General features: G+C 69.4%; 16 protein-coding genes. 2 read left to right on the top strand and 14 right to left on the bottom strand.

Annotated features, from left to right (window positions below; all coding sequences use genetic code 11):
• Positions 1-155 precede the first annotated feature (155 nt).
• The 13 genes from alaS to ABE487_RS01050 all read right to left on the bottom strand — a co-directional run bounded on the left by alaS (position 156) and on the right by ABE487_RS01050 (position 13,013).
• Positions 156-2,798: an alanine--tRNA ligase gene (alaS, locus tag ABE487_RS01110; RefSeq protein ID WP_346450993.1), complete on the bottom strand. Its 2,643-nt coding sequence runs from the start codon at positions 2,796-2,798 to the stop codon at positions 156-158.
• A gap of 156 nt (positions 2,799-2,954) precedes the next feature.
• Positions 2,955-3,446: a regulatory protein RecX gene (locus tag ABE487_RS01105; protein WP_346451005.1), complete on the bottom strand. Its 492-nt coding sequence runs from the start codon at positions 3,444-3,446 to the stop codon at positions 2,955-2,957.
• A gap of 106 nt (positions 3,447-3,552) precedes the next feature.
• The gene (gene recA / locus ABE487_RS01100; RefSeq protein WP_346443826.1) at positions 3,553-4,587 is read right to left on the bottom strand and encodes a recombinase RecA; all 1,035 of its coding nucleotides are present in this window, start codon (positions 4,585-4,587) and stop codon (positions 3,553-3,555) included.
• A 195-nt stretch (positions 4,588-4,782) separates the two neighbouring features.
• Complete coding sequence (gene lexA, locus ABE487_RS01095; protein WP_346443699.1) at positions 4,783-5,430, bottom strand: transcriptional repressor LexA; 648 nt, start codon at positions 5,428-5,430, stop codon at positions 4,783-4,785.
• A gap of 51 nt (positions 5,431-5,481) precedes the next feature.
• Entirely contained in the window at positions 5,482-6,570 is a 1,089-nt protein-coding gene (gene truD / locus ABE487_RS01090) for a tRNA pseudouridine(13) synthase TruD (protein WP_346450991.1), read from the bottom strand.
• On the bottom strand, positions 6,567-7,058 hold the full coding sequence (gene ispF / locus ABE487_RS01085) for a 2-C-methyl-D-erythritol 2,4-cyclodiphosphate synthase (protein WP_346450989.1): 492 nt from the start codon (positions 7,056-7,058) through the stop codon (positions 6,567-6,569). The genes truD and ispF overlap by 4 nt, the downstream gene beginning before the upstream one ends.
• A gap of 88 nt (positions 7,059-7,146) precedes the next feature.
• Positions 7,147-7,863, bottom strand: coding sequence for a 2-C-methyl-D-erythritol 4-phosphate cytidylyltransferase (gene ispD, locus ABE487_RS01080; RefSeq protein WP_346443703.1), 717 nt, complete (start codon positions 7,861-7,863; stop codon positions 7,147-7,149).
• A complete protein-coding gene (gene ftsB, locus ABE487_RS01075) occupies positions 7,860-8,207 on the bottom strand; it encodes a cell division protein FtsB (protein ID WP_346448907.1) in 348 nt (115 codons plus the stop codon). The genes ispD and ftsB overlap by 4 nt, the downstream gene beginning before the upstream one ends.
• Before the next feature lie 15 nt (positions 8,208-8,222).
• Positions 8,223-9,626, bottom strand: a complete 1,404-nt coding sequence (gene eno / locus ABE487_RS01070) for a phosphopyruvate hydratase (RefSeq protein ID WP_346450987.1) — start codon at positions 9,624-9,626, stop codon at positions 8,223-8,225.
• Positions 9,627-9,767: 141 nt separating this feature from the next.
• Entirely contained in the window at positions 9,768-10,601 is an 834-nt protein-coding gene (kdsA, locus tag ABE487_RS01065) for a 3-deoxy-8-phosphooctulonate synthase (protein ID WP_346448904.1), read from the bottom strand.
• Positions 10,598-10,897 carry a hypothetical protein gene (locus ABE487_RS01060; RefSeq protein ID WP_346450986.1) on the bottom strand — a complete coding sequence of 100 codons (300 nt, stop codon included), beginning with the start codon at positions 10,895-10,897 and terminating at the stop codon, positions 10,598-10,600. Before ABE487_RS01060 ends, kdsA begins: the two co-directional genes overlap by 4 nt.
• Positions 10,894-12,558, bottom strand: coding sequence for a CTP synthase (locus ABE487_RS01055; protein WP_346448928.1), 1,665 nt, complete (start codon positions 12,556-12,558; stop codon positions 10,894-10,896). The genes ABE487_RS01060 and ABE487_RS01055 overlap by 4 nt, the downstream gene beginning before the upstream one ends.
• A 149-nt stretch (positions 12,559-12,707) precedes the next feature.
• The gene (locus ABE487_RS01050; RefSeq protein ID WP_346450984.1) at positions 12,708-13,013 is read right to left on the bottom strand and encodes a hypothetical protein; all 306 of its coding nucleotides are present in this window, start codon (positions 13,011-13,013) and stop codon (positions 12,708-12,710) included.
• 279 nt (positions 13,014-13,292) lie between these two features.
• On the opposite strand from ABE487_RS01050, the gene parE reads away from it, so the two are divergent.
• Both parE and ABE487_RS01040 read left to right on the top strand, forming a co-directional pair.
• Positions 13,293-15,182, top strand: coding sequence for a DNA topoisomerase IV subunit B (gene parE / locus ABE487_RS01045; protein ID WP_346443712.1), 1,890 nt, complete (start codon positions 13,293-13,295; stop codon positions 15,180-15,182).
• A gap of 157 nt (positions 15,183-15,339) precedes the next feature.
• On the top strand, positions 15,340-16,257 hold the full coding sequence (locus ABE487_RS01040) for an AEC family transporter (protein ID WP_346450982.1): 918 nt from the start codon (positions 15,340-15,342) through the stop codon (positions 16,255-16,257).
• A 15-nt stretch (positions 16,258-16,272) separates the two neighbouring features.
• Here the strand turns inward: ABE487_RS01040 and mdtD are convergent, their stop codons facing one another.
• On the bottom strand, positions 16,273-17,682 hold the full coding sequence (gene mdtD / locus ABE487_RS01035; protein ID WP_346448895.1) for a multidrug transporter subunit MdtD: 1,410 nt from the start codon (positions 17,680-17,682) through the stop codon (positions 16,273-16,275).
• Positions 17,683-17,710 lie beyond the last annotated feature (28 nt).

The following is a 17,710-nucleotide window of genomic DNA, read 5'->3' as shown; positions in this document are numbered from 1 at the left end:
AAATCTCCTGAGGCCGGCGTGGAACGCCCCACCGGCGTGGCCTGCAATTCGGACCGTTCTCGACCTTGGGAACCGATTACAGACCAATTGAACCGTGAAGGATGTCGTCTCGAACGCGGCTGGTCAACCGGGCCCGAAACGTGTTTAGCGTGCGCTTATCCGATCCGCGCCCCGACCCAGGCCCCGACCTCGGCCAGGGCCGAGCGCAGTGCGGGGCCATCCTCGCCGCCACCCTGCGCCAGATCAGGACGTCCACCGCCCTTGCCGCCGATCCGTCCTGCGATCTCCGACAACAATTCGCCGGCCTTGACGCGTCCGCTCGCCTTGCCGGACACACCTGCAACCAGCGCCGCACGTCCATTGCTGGCGCCGGCAAGCACGATGACCGCATCGCCCAGCTGCTGTTTGAGCCGATCGACCGCATCGCGCAGTGCCTTCGCATCCAGTCCTTCGACGCGTGCAGCCACCACGTGGATACCGCCCACGTCGACCGCGCCCGTGGCGAGGTCCGCCGTCGCACCGCTGGCCGCCTTGGCCTTGAGCGTATCGAGCTCGCGCTCGAGCTGCTTCTGCCGGTCGAGCAGCGCCCGCAGCCGCTCGCCGACCTCCGCACCGGTGCCGCCCAGCAGGCCCGCCGCCTGACGCAGGCGATCCTCCTCGGCACGCACATGGTCGAGCGCCGCCTGGCCGGTCAGCGCCTCGATCCGTCGCACGCCGGCCGACACACCGCCCTCGGACACCAGTTTGAACAGCCCGATGCGGCCGGTCCGGTCGACGTGGGTGCCGCCGCACAGCTCGACCGACTCGCCCATCGTGACCACGCGGACGCGCTCGCCGTACTTCTCGCCGAACAACGCCATCGCGCCGGCGTCGAGCGCGGCCTGCATGTCCATCTGCTCGATCGAGACCGGATGGTTCGCCCGGACCTCGACGTTGACCCGGCGCTCGATCTCGGCCAGTTCCTCGGCTGCGACCGGCTGGAAATGCGAGAAGTCGAAGCGAAGCCGCTCCGGCGCCACCAGCGAGCCCTTCTGCGCGACGTGCGTGCCGAGCAGCTCGCGCAGCGCGCCATGCAGCAGGTGGGTCGCACTGTGGTTGAGTACGATCGTGCCGCGGCGCTCGACATCCACCGCGCCGCGCACACGGTCGCCACGCCGCAGCGCACCGTTGGCGAGTCGCCCCAGGTGGCCATGGAACTGACCGGCGAGCTTCTGTGTGTCGCCGACCTCGAAGCGCAGCCCCTCAGCCTCGAGCACGCCGGTGTCACCGACCTGCCCGCCCGACTCGCCATAGAACGGCGTGCGGTCCAGGATCACCACCGCCTCGTCACCCGCCTCGATCGCATCGACCGGCCGGCCGCTCTTGAGCAGCGCGACGACCTCCAGGCCGTCGGCCTGCGTGGCGTCGTAGCCGACAAACGCGGTCGGCGAAAGCTGCGCAACCAGTTCGGCCGGCAGCGCCGTACCCGATGCGAAGCGTCCGGCCGCGCGCGCGGTTTCGCGCTGACGCTGCATCGCGGCGTCGAAGCCGGTCATGTCGACCTCGAGCCCGCGCTCGCGCGCGATGTCGGCCGTCAGATCCAGCGGGAAGCCGTAGGTGTCGTAGAGCCGGAACGCATCCTCGCCGGGAATCGCGCCCTGGCTGCGGGCGGCGACCTCATCGAAGATGCGCATGCCGGCATCGAGCGTCTCGGCAAAGCGCTCCTCTTCGGCGCGCAGTGCGCGTTCGACCAGCGTGCGCTTGTCGCGCAGTTCGGGATAGGCCTCGCCCATCGCCGCATCGAGCGTGTCCACCATCGCGTGGAAGAACGGCTGACGGACGCCCAGCATCCAGCCGTGACGCAATGCGCGGCGGATGATCCGGCGCAGCACGTAGCCGCGCCCTTCGTTGGACGGCAGCACACCGTCGACGATCAGGAAGCTGCAGGCGCGGATGTGATCGGCGATCACGCGCAGCGACTTGTTCTCCAGGTCCGCGGTGCCGGTGAGCTCGGCGGCCTTGCGGATCAGCGCCTGGAACAGATCGATCTCGTAGTTGCTGTGCACGCCCTGCAGGATCGCCGCCAGGCGCTCCAGGCCCATACCGGTGTCCACGCACGGCGCAGGCAGCGGCGCCAGCGTACCGTCAGCCTGGCGGTCGAACTGCATGAACACCAGGTTCCAGATCTCGATGAAACGGTCGCCGTCCTCGTCGGGCGAACCGGGCGGCCCACCGGGAATGTGCGCGCCGTGGTCGTAGAAGATCTCGGTGCACGGCCCGCAGGGGCCGGTGTCGGCCATCTGCCAGAAATTGTCGGAAGCGAACGGCGCCCCTTTGTTGTCGCCGATGCGGACGATGCGGTCCTCCGGCACGCCGACCATGTCGCGCCACAGCGCGTACGCCTCGTCATCGGTCTGATAGACGGTGACCAGCAGACGCTCGGCCGGCAGCTTCCAGACCTGGGTCAGCAGCTCCCAGGCCCAGGCGATCGCGTCCTTCTTGAAGTAGTCGCCGAACGACCAGTTGCCCAGCATCTCGAAGAACGTGTGGTGACGCGCGGTGTAGCCCACCGCATCGAGATCGTTGTGCTTGCCGCCCGCGCGCAGACAGCGCTGTACGTCCGCCGCACGCACATAGCTGCGCTTTTCCGCGCCCAGGAACACATCCTTGAACTGCACCATGCCGGAGTTGGTGAACAGCAGCGTGGGATCGTTGCCCGGCACCAAGGGTGCCGATGGCACGATGGTGTGGCCCTTGCTGCGGAAGAACTCGATGAAATCGCTGCGGATCTGCGCGGTCGTGGAGCTGTGCGTGGTCATGTGCCTGGCGTGACGGGACGGGCATGCCCCAGGCCGGGAATCACCGCCGTTGGCGGGGCCGGTCCGGAACTCGCGCCCAAGAACGGCAAGATTAGCAGGCCGGCCGCCTTCGATGGCCCAACCGTCCGCCCAGGCGCCATCGGCGCCGCCGGAGATTCACGCCTCGCGCAGACGCCGGACCGCCGCGTAGGCGACCTCGCCGCCGAACCCGCGCCGGAGCAGGAAATCCACCGCCTTGCGCCGGAGCGCCGGATCGGCCTGGAGCGCGGCCCCGTCGTAGCGTCGGGCCAGCAGGTCGCAAGCCCGGGCCTGCCAGTCGCCCTCGCCGTCCTCGTCCAGTGCTTCGAAGGCGGCGACGACCTGAGCCGAATCGAGTTGGTGCATCGCCAGTTCGGCCTCGATGCGCAGCGGCCCGTAGCCATTACCGGCGCGCGAGCGCGCCAGGCTGGCCGCAAACCGGGTGTCGTCCTGCCAGCCCTCGCGGGTCATCCGCTCGACCGCGGCGTCGGCGTCTTCGGTCTCGACGCCTTTGGCCACCAGCTTGCGCCGCAGTTCCAACTGCGAGTGCTCACGCCGCACCAACAACGACAGCGCCCGCTGCGCAGGCGTTATCTGCCGACCACGCCGACGCGGGGGCGCAGCCTCGATCGCATCCCCCTCGTCGGCCGCCAACGCGCTGCCCCGCCCGACGTCCGGCACGGAACCATCGTGGTCCCCGATGCCGGACGCCAACCGGGCGCCTCCGGCGCTCGCCTCAGTCGTCGGCGGCGTCTTCGCCATCGCCTGCCACCACAACCGCCGGCATCAGCCGCTCGCGCAGCGCGGCCTCGATCCGGGCGGCGACTTCCGGGTTGTCCTTGAGGTACTGGCGCGCGTTCTCCTTGCCCTGTCCGATGCGCTCGTCGCCGCAGCTGTACCAGGCGCCAGCCTTGTCGACCAGCTTGGCTTCCACGCCCATGTCGATCAGCTCGCCCTCGCGGCTGATGCCCTCGCCGTAGAGGATCTCGGTGACGATCTGCTTGAACGGCGGCGCCATCTTGTTCTTGACGACCTTGATACGCGTCTGGTTGCCGATGATCTCGTCGCCCTTCTTGATCGCGCCGATGCGGCGGATGTCTAGGCGGACCGAGGCGTAGAACTTGAGCGCGTTGCCACCGGTGGTGGTTTCCGGACTCTGGCCCGGCATCATGATGCCGATCTTCATGCGCAGCTGGTTGATGAAGATCACCATGCAGTTGCTGCGCTTGATGTTGCCGGTGAGCTTGCGCAGCGCCTGGCTCATCAGGCGCGCCTGCAGGCCGGGCAGCTGATCGCCCATCTCGCCTTCGATCTCGGCCTTGGGCGTGAGCGCGGCGACCGAGTCGACGACGACCATATCGACGGCGTTGGAGCGCACCAGCATGTCGGCGATCTCCAGCGCCTGCTCGCCGGTATCGGGCTGCGACACCAGCAGGTCGTCGAGATTGACGCCGAGCTTGGTGGCGTAGGTGGGGTCGAGCGCGTGCTCGGCGTCGATGAACGCCGCGGTGCCACCGGCCTTCTGGCACTGGGCGATCGTCTGCAGCGTCAGTGTGGTCTTGCCCGAGGACTCGGGGCCGTAGATCTCGACCACACGGCCCTTGGGCAGGCCGCCGATGCCGAGCGCGAGATCGAGCTGCAGCGAGCCGGTGCCAATGACCTCGGCCGCCTCGGCGCTGCCGTCGCCCATGCGCATTACCGAGCCCTTGCCGAACTGCTTCTCGATCTGGCCCAGGGCAGCTGCGAGCGCGCGCTTCTTGTTCTCGTCCATCGTGGTGGTCCTTGTCATTCGTGTTCCAGGAAGTTGAAGGCATCGTCGCAGGCGTGGATCGCACGGGCTGCGACGCGATGCGGTGATCTCGATCCTGCGCCGCCATCGGCGCGCAGGACAGCGGGGGAATCCGCACGCGAGCTTCGGGGAACGCCCCGTCGGCGATCGGACGTCATCCGAGGCATCGGGCGGCCGTCACCGGTTGGGCCTGACGAGGCCGCAGTACAGGCCCTCGATCGCGAAATCCTGGTCGGGCAGCACCTCGATCGGGGCGTAGTCGGGATTGCGCGGCAGCAGACGGATCCGATCCTTGCCGATCTTCAGCAGCTTGACGGTGATCGCGTCGTCGAGCCGGGCGACGACGATCTGGCCCGACTGCGCGTCGCGCGTGCGGTGCACGCCGATCAGGTCGCCCTCGAAGATGCCTTCCTCGCGCATCGAATCGCCCTTGACCTTGAGCAGGTAGTCGGGCGACGGCGAGAACAGCACGCGGTCCAGGACGATGTAGTCGTCCGGGGTGGGCATGTCGTCGGGCGCGTGGGCGCCGATCGGCGTGCCGGCAGCGACCTGCCCGAGCACCGGCAACCGCAGCGCGTCGCCCGACACCACTTCCGCCAGTACCGCCGCCTGCGGCGCGACACGCAGGCGGATGCCGCGTGCACGGCCGGGCAGCCGCTCGATGGCACCAGCGGCCTCGAGTGCATCGAGGTGGTACTGCGCGGCGCGGACGCCGCTGAATCCGAAGGCGCGGGCGATCTCGGTCTGCGAGGGCGGCATGCCCTCGTTCTCGATGCGGTCGGCGATCATGTCGAGGATCGCGTGCTGGGTCGGCGACAGGTCCATGGTGAGTAGTATTACTACTAACCCGCGCCCGAGCAAGTCCCCACGCGCGCTTCAGTCGGCCGGTGCCGCCGGCAGGGACCGCGGCGCGGCGGCGTTGGCAATGGTGCCCAGTTCGGCGAGCACCGCGGTCGCATAGCAGCCGGGCGGCAGTGCGAATGCCAACTGCAGCACGGCCTCGCCCTGCCAGGCCCACGCCAACGTGCCGGGCAGCAGGCGGGTCGCGCGGCGCTCCTGGCTCAGACCGGCGCGCTCGAGCCCCTCGCGCAGCGCGCGCGCGCGCGCGTCGGCCAGCGCCGCCATCTCGATCTCACGCGCAGCGCCAACCGCCCGCGTCTCGCCCCGGCCCCACAGCGGCCCGGTGGGATGGATGTCGTGCGCGGCGGCCCGCGCGGCCAGCGCCTCGCCCCATGGCTCGGGACCGAAGACACTGCGGCTGCCGTCGAGCATCCACACCTCGCCCTCGCAGCCGGTCGCCCAGGTGCCGGCCGTCACCCGCGCCGCCAGGACCTGGTTGAACAGCGCCGAGCGCGCCGACGACAGCAGCAGCGCACGCTGCTCGCGGCCCAGCCGCCGGCGCGGCGCGGCGAAGAAGGCCAGCGCCTTGTCGACATTGCCGCCGCCATGGCCGAAGCGCTGCTCGCCGAAGTAGTTGGGCACGCCCTCGGCGGCGATCGTGTGCAACCGCGCCTCGATCGCCGAGCGCTCGCCAGCCACGTCGCGCAAGGTCAGCGCGAAGCGGTTGCCGGCCAACGCGCCGCGCGGCAGCTTGCGCGCGTGCCGCGAGCTCGCCAGCACCCGCAGCGCCTGACCGGCGCCCTCGCCCATCGCCTCGAGCGCCGCGATGTCCGGGTCCTCGCGCCCGGGCAACTGCACGGTGAAGCGCTGGGTGGTCAGCGCGTGCCGGTCCTTGAGCCCGGCATAGCCGACCGCGCGCTCGTCGACCCTGGCCCACTGCGCGAGCAGCCGCGCGACGAAAGCGGTGTTCATGCCGCGCTTTTCGATCGTCAGCAGCAGGTGCTCGCCGCTGCCCGAAGGCGCGAACGCATCGAGCTCGTCGACCCGGAAATCCTCGGCGTCCTGGCGGATCGTCGCCGACAGCGCCGCCTGCCCGTGGGCGCGCGGCAGCGCAGGCGTGCTCACGCGGACACGAGCAGGCAGGCGGCCTGCGCGGCGATGCCCTCGCCACGACCGGTGAAGCCAAGCGTTTCGCTGGTCGTGGCCTTGACGCTGACACAGTCGAGCGTGATCGCAAGGTCGGCGGCGATCGCCTCGCGCATGGCCTGCGCGTGCGGGCCGATCTTCGGCCGTTCGCAGATCACGGTGACGTCGGCATTGCCGACCCGCCAGCCGCGCTCGCCGATCAGCGTATTGCAGTGCCGCAGCAGGGCGCGGCTGTCGGCGCCCTTCCAGCGGTCGTCGCTGGGCGGGAAATGCACGCCGATGTCGCCCAGCCCGAGCGCGCCGAGCATCGCATCGCACAGGGCGTGCAGCGCGACGTCGCCGTCGCTGTGCGCGAGTACGCCGCGCGTGTGCGGGACGCGCACGCCGCCAATCATCACGTGGTCGCCATCGCCGAAAGCGTGGACGTCGAAGCCCTGGCCGATGCGAAAACGGGGCGTGTCGGACATGGTGCGCACCTGCGGGGAAGGGGGCCGCAGCTTGCCACGGTTCGACGGCAAGGCAAGCGCAGCGCGCTGCGCCGTGCCAGACGCAGCCTCAGCCGCGCTGGGAGAGCTCGAACGCGAAGCGCGCCAGATCGGCCGGGGTGGTGATCTTGAAGTTGTCGTCGCGGCCCTCGACCAACAACGGGCGGGCTCCCTGGCGCTCCATCGCCATCGCCTCGTCGGTGACGACGATGCCGGCAGCATGCGCTGCTTCGAGCGCACGTCCCAGTTGCAGGCGCCGGAACAACTGCGGGGTCAACGCGCGCCACAGCCGCTCGCGCGGCTCGGTGCGGTCGATGCCGCCATCGTCGCCGGCCCGCTTGAGGGTGTCGCGCACCGGCGCGGCCAGAATGGCCCCGACCGGATCGGTGCGCCCGCGCTCGAGCAACGCGTCGAGATCGGCGGCGGCGAGATTGGGCCGCGCGGCGTCGTGGACGAGCACGAAATCGTCCGCGCGCACGGTGTCGGGCAGCGCATGCAGCCCGGCGAGCACCGAATCGGCGCGACTGTCGCCCCCATCGGCCCGCAGCAGCGGCGTGTCGCCCAGCCCAGCCCGCAGGCCATCGAGGTCCACGGCATCGGCGGCGGCCAGCACCAGCACGATGCCCGCCACGCCCGGGTGGCCGGCAAGACATGCCAACGTATGCGCCAGCACGCTGCGGCCCCCGACCTCCAGGTATTGCTTGGGCACGTCGCCACCGAAACGCGTCCCGCGCCCGGCGGCGGGCACGATCGCCCACAGGCCGCCGCGCGCGGGTTCGGCGATCATCGGGGATCTCCGTCGTCGGCGTCCGGAGCGGCCGTGTGCTCGGCCGGCAACGGCGCCACCCGCACATCGTCGACCACGCGGTAGAAGGTTTCGCCGGGCTTGATCATGCCCAGTTCGCCCCGCGCGCGCTCCTCGATCGCGGCCTCGCCGGACTTCAGGTCGGCGACCTCGGCAGCCAGCGCGTCGTTGCGCTGCTGCAGGCCCTCGTTCTGCCGGGCCTGCGCCTCGACCCGCGCACGCAACTCCTCGACCTGCGTCGTCCCGCCGACGCCGTACCACAGCCGGTACTGCAACCATCCCAGCAGTACGGTTAGCATCAGCAGGACGACGAGGATCGCGCGCATGGCGGTGGTCCGGGATCAGCGCTTGAGCGAGACGAACGCGTCGCGGCCGGCGTAGCGAGCCTGGCCGCCCAACGCCTCCTCGATCCGCAGCAACTGGTTGTACTTGGCGACGCGGTCGCTGCGGCACAGCGAGCCGGTCTTGATCTGCGTGGCGGTGGTGGCGACCGCGATGTCGGCAATCGTCGTGTCCTCGGTCTCGCCGGAACGGTGGGAGACGATCGCCGCATAACCGGCCGCGTCGGCCATCGCGATCGCCTCGAGGGTCTCGCTCAACGTACCGATCTGGTTGACCTTGATCAGGATGGCGTTCGCGGTCTGCGAGTCGATGCCTTCCTTGAAGATGCGCGGGTTGGTCACGAACAGATCGTCGCCGACCAGCTGCACCTTCTGACCGATGCGCTCGGTCAGCAGCTTCCAGCCCGCCCAATCGTCCTCGGCCATGCCATCCTCGATCGTGACGATCGGGTACTGCGCGGCCCAGTCGGCGAGGAAGTCGACGAACTGCTCGCCGCTCAGGCGCTTGCCCTCGCCCACCAAGTGGTACTTGCCGTTGTCGTGGAACTCGCTCGAGGCCACGTCCAGGCCCAGCAGCACGTCCTCGCCCGCGGCGTAGCCGGCCTTGCCGATCGCCTCGAGAATGGTGTCGAGCGCCTCGACGTTGCTGCGGAAGTCCGGCGCGAAGCCCCCCTCGTCGCCCACTGCCGTGCTCAGGCCGTGCCCCTTGAGCACTGACTTGAGCGCGTGGAAGATCTCGGTGCCGGCGCGCAGCGACTCGGAGAAGCTCGAAAAGCCGACCGGCAGGACCATGAACTCCTGGAAGTCGACATTGTTGTCGGCGTGCGCGCCGCCGTTGATGATGTTCATCATCGGCACTGGGAGAGTGGGCGCGTTGAGCCGTCGCCCCTCCGGCGACGGCTGCGCCTGCGAGCGCCCGGCCACGGATGGCCGGGCGGGGCCATCCGAAGCCGATCCCGTTGCGCCATGGACGGCAGCCACTTGCGTCACATCGATATCGGCCAGGTGCTTCCACAGCGGCACCTTCTTCGAGGCGGCGAGCGCGTGCGCGTTCGCCAGCGATACGCCCAGCAGTGCGTTCGCGCCCAGCCGACCCTTGTTCTCGGTGCCGTCGAGGTCGATCAGCCGCTTGTCCAGCCCGGCCTGATCGGCCGCATCGAAGCCGGTCAGCGCCTCGGCGATCGCGCCGTTGACGTTGGCCACCGCCTTGGTCACGCCCTTGCCCAGGTAGCGGGTGCGGTCGCCATCGCGCAGCTCCACCGCCTCGCGTGCACCGGTCGAAGCGCCCGAGGGCACCATCGCGCGGCCGAAGCTGCCATCGGCCAGGGTGACTTCCGCTTCCAGGGTCGGGTTGCCGCGCGAGTCGAGGATTTCACGGGCGTGGATCTTGGCGATTGTGGTCATGGGCTCGCTGTGTCGTGTTGGACGGAGAAGTGAGGAAGACGCATTGTGGCTGCAGACGTCCGCCGATGGGACGGATCGGTGCGGGGCGCGGCGCAGGACCGGTGGATCCGTCGGTCCGCGCTCCCGCCTGCACCGGGCCGTTTAGACCTCGGATTCGAGCAGGCCGTGGCGCTTGGTGACCGCGTCGAGCTCGAGCATGGTCTCCAGCAGCGCGCGCATCCGGTCCAGCGGCCAGGCATTGGGACCGTCGCTGAGCGCTTCGGCCGGCCGCGGGTGGGTTTCCATGAACACGCCGGCGACGCCGACCGCGACCGCCGCGCGCGCCAGCACCGGCACGAACTCGCGCTGGCCGCCGCTGGAGGTGCCCTGCCCGCCCGGCAACTGCACCGAATGGGTGGCGTCGAACACGACCGGGCAGCCGGTGTCGCGCATCACCGCAAGCGAGCGCATGTCCGAGACCAGGTTGTTGTAGCCGAAGCTCGCGCCGCGCTCGCAGACCATGATCGCGTCGTTGCCGGTGGACTTGGCCTTGTCGACGACCGGCTTCATGTCCCACGGCGAGAGGAACTGCCCCTTCTTGATGTTGACCGGCTTGCCGGCGCTGCAGACCTTCTTGATGAAGTCGGTCTGGCGCACCAGGAAGGCGGGGGTCTGGAGCACGTCGACGACGCTGGCGACCTCGTCCATCGGCGTGTACTCGTGGACATCGGTGAGCACCGGCACGCCGATCTGCCGCTTGACCTCGGCCAGCACCCGCAGCCCCTCCTCCATGCCCGGGCCGCGGAAGCTGGTGCCGGAGGTGCGGTTGGCCTTGTCGAAGCTGGACTTGAAGATGAAGGGGATGCCCAGCGCGCCGGTGATCTCCTTGAGCTGGCCGGCGACGTCGAGTTGCAATTGCTCGCTCTCGATCACGCAGGGACCGGCGATCAGGAAAAACGGCCGGTCGAGACCGACATCGAAGCCGCAAAGATTCACTCGAGTTCTCCAAGCAGGCGCCAGACCCGGGCGATGCCCGAGCCCAGCAGACAGGCCGCGCCGCACAGCGCCAACGGCGCGGCAGCGAGCAGGATGATCAGAGCGAAGGGCGCGAACGCCATGCCATAGGCATCGCTGTACCCATTCGCTTTCAAGTAGAGCACGTACGCAGCCAAGCCCGCCCCACAGGTGGCGGTCGCGGCAATCAGCAACCACACGCCGAGCCGCGCGGTGTCCAGGCGCGGCGCCCCCGTCGACACGGCAGGCGCCGTCTCCACCAGGGGCGCGCTGGTCACGCCTGCGCTTCCTTGAGCAGTTGGCCGCCGGCCTTCTTCTCGCGCGCGGCGCGGACAAAGCCGACGAACAGCGGATGGCCGGTGCGCGGCGTAGACAGGAACTCGGGATGCGCCTGGCAGGCAATGAACCACGGATGGTCAGGCAGCTCGATCATCTCGACCAAGAGGTCGTCCATCGATTTGCCGCTGATCACCAGGCCCGCGTCCTCGAGCTGGGTGCGATAGCGGTTGTTGAACTCGTAGCGGTGCCGATGGCGTTCGCCGACCACGTCCTTGCCGTAGAGCGCGCGGGCGCGGGTGCCGGGCTTGAGCCGCTGCTCCTGCAGGCCAAGCCGCATCGTCCCACCCAGATCGCTGGTCTCGCTGCGCCGCTCGACCTCGCCCGACTGTGTGCGCCACTCGGTGATCAGGCCGATCACCGGGTGCGGCGACTGGCGGTCGTTCTCGGTGCTGTTGGCGCCCTCGAGCCCGGCGAGATTGCGGGCGACGTCGACCACCGCCGCCTGCATGCCGTAGCAGATGCCGAAGTACGGCAGGCCGGTGGTGCGCGCGTACTCGGACGCCAGCACCTTGCCCTCGAAACCACGATCGCCGAAGCCGCCGGGCACGAGCACGCCATCGACATCGGCCAGCCACGCGGCCGCGCCGTCGCGCTCGATGTCCTGCGATTCGATCCACTTCAGGCTCACGCGCGTGCGCTGACGGATGCCGCCGTGCTTGAGCGCCTCGCCGACCGACTTGTAGGCGTCCTTGTGGTCGACGTACTTGCCGACGACCGCGATCGTGACCTCGTCGAGCGGGCGCTCGACCGCGTCGACGACGGCCAGCCACTCCGACAGGTCGGCCGTCGGCGCGGCCTTGGCATCCAGGCCCAGACGCTGGACGATCAACTGGTCCAGGCCCTGGGCATGCAGCCACATCGGAATCTTGTGGATATTGTCCAGGTCGACCGCCGAGATCACCGCTTTCTCGGAGACGTTGGTGAACGAGGCGATCTTGCGCCGCTCGCCGTCGGGCAGCGGCTGCTCGCTGCGGCACAGCAGCACATCGGGCTGGATGCCGATCGAGCGCAGTTCCTTGACCGAGTGCTGGGTGGGCTTGGTCTTGAGCTCGCCGGCCGCGGCGATGAACGGCACCAGCGTCAGGTGCATGAACACCGCTTTCTCGCTGCCGCGGTCGGTGCGGATCTGGCGGATCGCCTCCAGGAACGGCAGCGACTCGATGTCGCCGACGGTGCCGCCGATCTCCACCAGCGCCACGTCGAAGCCCTGGGTCGCCTGGTCGATCGCACGCTTGATCGCATCGGTGATGTGCGGGATCACCTGCACCGTCGCGCCCAGGTAGTCGCCGCGGCGCTCCTTGCGGATCACGCTCTCGTAGATCTTGCCGGTGGTGATCGAGTTCTTGCCCGAGAGGCGGACGTTGATGAAACGCTCGTAGTGGCCCAGATCCAAGTCGGTCTCGGCACCGTCGTCGGTCACGTAGACCTCGCCGTGCTGGAACGGGCTCATCGTGCCCGGATCGACGTTGATGTAGGGATCGAGCTTCATCATCGTCACCCGCAGACCGCGGGCTTCGAGGATGGCGGCCAGGGACGCTGCGGCGATGCCCTTCCCGAGGGAAGAGACCACGCCGCCGGTCACGAATACGAGCGGAGTGATGGAGCTGGTGGGGAGCGTCATGAGAACAGCGGTCGCTGGAAAGCCCCATTCTACAGGCTGCGGCGCCGCCGCGCTGGGCACCGGCGCCCGGATGGACGAACGCCCCGGCAGGCCGGGGCGTTCGCGGGCTGGCTACGGGAGCCGGACGGTCAGGCCGGGACGTCGGCCTGGTCGGCCGCGCGCTCGGACGCCTCGGTGTCGAGCTTGGCTGCATCCCCCGCTTCGTCCTCGATATCCTGCGCCTCGTTCATGGCATCGGATGCATAGGTCTCGGCCGCAGCCTGCTCAGCGGCCTGGGCGGCGGCCTCGGCGGTCTGCGCGTCCTGTTCGGCCTGCTGCGCCGCGACCTCTGCCTGGCGGACCTGCTGTTGGACGTCCTGGGCATCCTGCGCGAACGCAGGGGCGGCGAAGGCGGTGGCAGCGGCGACAGCGAACAGCAGAGTGCGGGTCTTCATAGGTGGTTCTCCAATGCGGGACAGGTCCCGGTTGCGATACCTCGATGATGGGTGCGCCCTGGGGCGCGGCGTGCCGCTTGGGAGCGGCGACGGGTCCAACCTAGCCACGCGCGACCGGCCTCCAACTGAACAACTGGCCGCTTACATCGGCTGCACATGGGCTTAACGGACCCGAAATCGATTACATCGCGTCGTGGCGCGGTTGTGCTCGGACACAGGTCCGAATCGACGTCCGGGCAATTCCTTTACCATGCGCCGACCTCCCCGCTGCATCGCCGAATGAACAACCGTTACAACGCTGCCGACATCGAAGTCCTTTCGGGCCTGGACCCTGTCAAGCGCCGCCCGGGCATGTACACCGACACCGCGCGCCCGAACCATCTGGCGCAGGAGGTCATCGACAACGCGGTCGACGAAGCGCTGGCCGGGCATGCGCGCGGCATCGAAGTGCGGCTCTACGCCGACGGCAGCTGCGAGGTCGCCGACGATGGCCGTGGCATGCCGGTGGACATCCATCCCGAGGAGAAGATTCCGGGCGTGGAACTGATCCTCACGCGGCTGCATGCGGGCGGCAAGTTCAACAACCGCAACTACACCTTCAGCGGCGGCCTGCACGGCGTCGGCGTCAGCGTGGTCAATGCGCTCTCGACGCTGGTCGAGGTGCATATCAAGCGCGAAGGCAGCGAGCACCGCATCACCTTCCGCGATGGCGATCGCGCCACGCCGCTGGAAGTGGTCGGCAGCGTCGGCCGCAAGAACACCGGCACGCGCGTGCGCTTCTGGCCGGACCCGAAGTACTTCGACTCGCCGAAGTTCAGCCTGCGCGCGTTGCGCCACCTGCTACGCGCCAAGGCAGTGCTGTGCCCGGGCCTGCGCGTCACCTTGCACGACGAGGTCAGCGGCGAACGCGACGCGTGGTACTACGAGGACGGCCTGCGCGATTACCTGCGCGGCGCACTCGAAGGGCGCGAACTGCTGCCGCCCGAGCTGTTCGTCGGCGGCCTGGGCCGGGAGACCGAGACCGTCGACTGGGCGGTCGCCTGGCTGCCGGAGGGCGAACTGGTCCAGGAGAGCTACGTCAACCTGATCCCGACCGCGCAGCACGGCACCCACGTCAACGGCCTGCGTACCGGCTTCACCGATGCGCTGCGCGAGTTCTGCGATTTCCGCAGCCTGCTGCCGCGCGGGGTCAAGCTCGCGCCCGAGGACGTCTGGGACCGCGTCGCGTTCGTGCTGTCGCTGAAGATGACCGATCCGCAGTTCAGCGGCCAGACCAAGGAGCGCCTGTCGTCGCGGCAGGCGGCCGGCTTCGTCGAGGGCGCCGCCCACGACGCGTTCTCGCTGTGGCTCAACCAGCACGTCGAATTGGGCGAGCGGATCGCGCAATTGGCGATCGAGCGCGCGAGCGCGCGGCTGAAGACCGAGAAGCAGATCGTCCGCAAGAAGGTCACCCAGGGCCCCGCCCTGCCCGGCAAGCTGGCCGACTGCATCAGCCAGGACCTCTCACGCACCGAGCTGTTCCTCGTCGAGGGCGACTCGGCCGGCGGCAGCGCCAAACAGGCGCGCGACAAGGATTTCCAGGCGATCCTGCCGCTGCGCGGCAAGATCCTCAACACCTGGGAAGTGGCCAGCACCACGGTGCTCGGCTCCGAAGAAGTGCACAACCTCGCGGTCGCAATCGGCTGCGATCCGGGCAAGGACGACATTGCCGGGCTGCGCTACGGCAAGGTCGTGATTCTGGCCGACGCCGATTCCGACGGCCTGCACATCGCGACGCTGCTCAGCGCGCTGTTCCTGCGACATTTCCCCGCCCTGGTCGCGGCTGGCCACGTGTTCGTCGCGATGCCGCCGCTGTTCCGCGTCGACGTCGGCAAGCAGGTGTTCTACGCGCTCGACGAAGAGGAGAAGCGCCTGCTGCTGGAGAAAATCGCGCGCGAAAAGCTCAAGGGGCAGGTCAATGTCACCCGCTTCAAGGGCCTGGGCGAGATGAATCCCTCGCAGTTGCGCGAATCGGCGATCCATCCCGACACCCGACGCCTGGTACAGCTGACCGTGGACGACGACCTGGAGACGCGCTCGCTGATCGACATGTTGTTGGCGAAGAAGCGGGCCGGAGATCGGAAGGCGTGGCTGGAGACGAAGGGCGATCTGGCAACACTGGAAGTCTGACGGCGATTCGTGTTCCGTCCCGCCGTGGTGACGGCGTGGACATTGCCGCGACGGCGCGTCGCGCGTGGCGCGGGCGATCTGGCCACGTTGGAGGTTTGATGGCGAATCGCTCACGATGTTGCATGTGTAGGCAAGCCCCTGTGCCGCGGACATTCCAGTGATCGCCCACACCCTCCCGGTCGTGCTGGTGGTGCTGCTCGGCGTCTGGCTGCGGCGTTCGCCGCGCACGCCCGAGGGCTTCTTCCCGGCGATCGAATGGTTCACGTTCTACGTCGCATTTCCAGCGCTGTTGTTCGTCAACACTGCGCAGTTGGCCGTCTCGGCGGTGCAGTTGCGCGACCTGGCCGCGGCCACGCTGCTACCGACGTTGCTGTTCGCCGCTGCCGTCGCGCTGTCGCTGCGGCTGGCCCGCGGCCTGCCCGATGCCAGCCGATCCTCGGTGATCCAGGGCGCGACCCGGCCGAGCACCTACTTCGGCCTGTCGGTCGCCGCGGTCGTGTTCGAGCGCGACACGGCCGCGCTGGTGATGCTGGCGCTGGCGATCTGCCTGCCGGCGGTCAACGTGATCGCGGTGGTGGCGCTGACCCATTGGAGCGAACGGCCGACAAGTCCAGGGCGGGTCGCGCGCGGCTTGGTCAGCAATCCGATCATCATGGCGACCGCCGCCGGCGCAGCGGTCAATCTCTCCGGGCTGCCGCTGCCGATCGCGCTCGCTCATGGCCTGGAGATTCTGGGCGGCGCGGCGCTCGCGCTGGGCCTGGTCTGCGTCGGCGGCGGCCTGGTGTTTGCATGGTCGGCCTCCCGCCCGGCGGCACTGGCCGCGACCTCGGCACTCAAACTGCTGGCGCTGCCGCTGGTCGCAGTGCTCGCCTGCCGGCTGCTCGGGGCCAGCGAGGGGGTGACGGCCGCCAGTTGCTTCTATGCCGCGCTGCCGACGGCGTCCAACGCCTACATCATGGCGCGTCAGATGGGCGGCGATGCGCCGCTGATGGCCGCGCTGATCACACTGCAGACCCTGCTGGCGATGGTCACGGTGCCGCTGGCGATGCACCTGCCGGCCTGGCTCGCGGGCTGACCCACGGGGGCGGCCTCAGCCCTGATCGGCCTGGCCGACGGCTTGCTCGGGAATGCGCCGCGTGCGGCCGAGCTGGGCGAAGATCCCGGCCGAGACCAGGGTGAGCGCGCCGACGCAGACGAACGTCCAGCGGAATGCGGCGATGACCGGCTCGCCGCCGCCCGACTCGCCGAAGGCGGCCAGCAGGCCGCCGGCGGTCGCGACCCCCAGGCTCATCGCGAGCATCATCACCATCGACAGCAGGCTGTTGCCGGCGCTGGCGTGCTCGCCGTCGAGGTCGCGCAGCGTCAAGGTGTTCATCGCGGTGAACTGCAGCGAGTTGACCGCGCCGAAGCACGCGAACTGGACGATCTGCAGCCACAGCGGCTGGCCCGGCTGCACCAGCGCGAAGCTCGCCATCGCCAGCCCGGTCAACAGGGTGTTGACCACCAACACGCGGCGGTAGCCGAAGCGCTGCACCAGCGGCACCACGATGCGCTTGGAGAACATGCCCGCGACCACCACTGGAATCATCATCATGCCCGCGCGCGCCGGCGGCACCCCGAGGCCGACCTGCAGCAGCAGCGGGATCAGATAGGGCATGCCACCACTGCCCAACCGCGCGAACAGGTTGCCGAGCACGCCGACGCTGAAGGTCCGCACCCGGAACAGCGACAACGGGAACAGCGGCGCCGGGGTGCGCGCGGCATGCAGCCAGTAGGCGACCAGCGCGCCGAAGCCGGCGACCAGCACCACCACCAGCGCCGCGCCCCGCGCGGCGTGCCCCGACAGGGCATCGACCGACAGCGATACCGCCGCCATGCCGAAGGCCAGCAGGCCGTAGCCGAGCAGGTCGAAGCGCGACACCGGCGCGCGCAGGTCCGGCATCAAGCGGAGCGTGGCCAGCGCGCCGGCCACGCCCAGCGGCAGGTTGATCAGGAAGATCCAGTGCCAGCTTGCGACCTCGACCAACCAGCCACCGAGCGAGGGGCCGATCAGGGGCCCGATCAGGCCGGGCACGGTGACGAAGGTCATCGCGGCGAGGAACTCGGTCCGCGGCACCGCGCGCAGCACCGCGAGTCGTCCGATCGGCAGCAGCATGGCGCCGCCCACGCCCTGCAGCACGCGCGAGGCGACCAGTGCCTGCAGCGTCTGCGACAACGCGCAGGCCAGCGACCCCAGGGTGAAGACGACGATCGCGGCCAGGAATACCCGGCGGGTGCCGAAGCGGTCGGCCAGCCAGCCCGAGGCGGGGATCAGCACCGCCACCGTCAGCGCATACGCCACGACCACCGCCTGCATCCGCAGTGGCGACTGTTGGAGACTGGCGGCCATGGCCGGCAGCGCGGTGTTGACGATCGTGGTGTCCAGCATCTGCATGAACACCGCCGCCGCGACCAGCCACAGCATCGGCCGGTGGGGGCGCAGGACATCGGGTCGGCTCATGGCGGGCAGCATGCGGCCTTGGGTGTCA

The organism is Luteimonas sp. TWI596 (assembly GCF_039674105.1).
GTDB lineage: Bacteria > Pseudomonadota > Gammaproteobacteria > Xanthomonadales > Xanthomonadaceae > Luteimonas.
The sequence above is the reverse complement of the archived record's forward strand: the minus strand, read 5'-3'. Positions and strand labels throughout refer to the sequence as shown.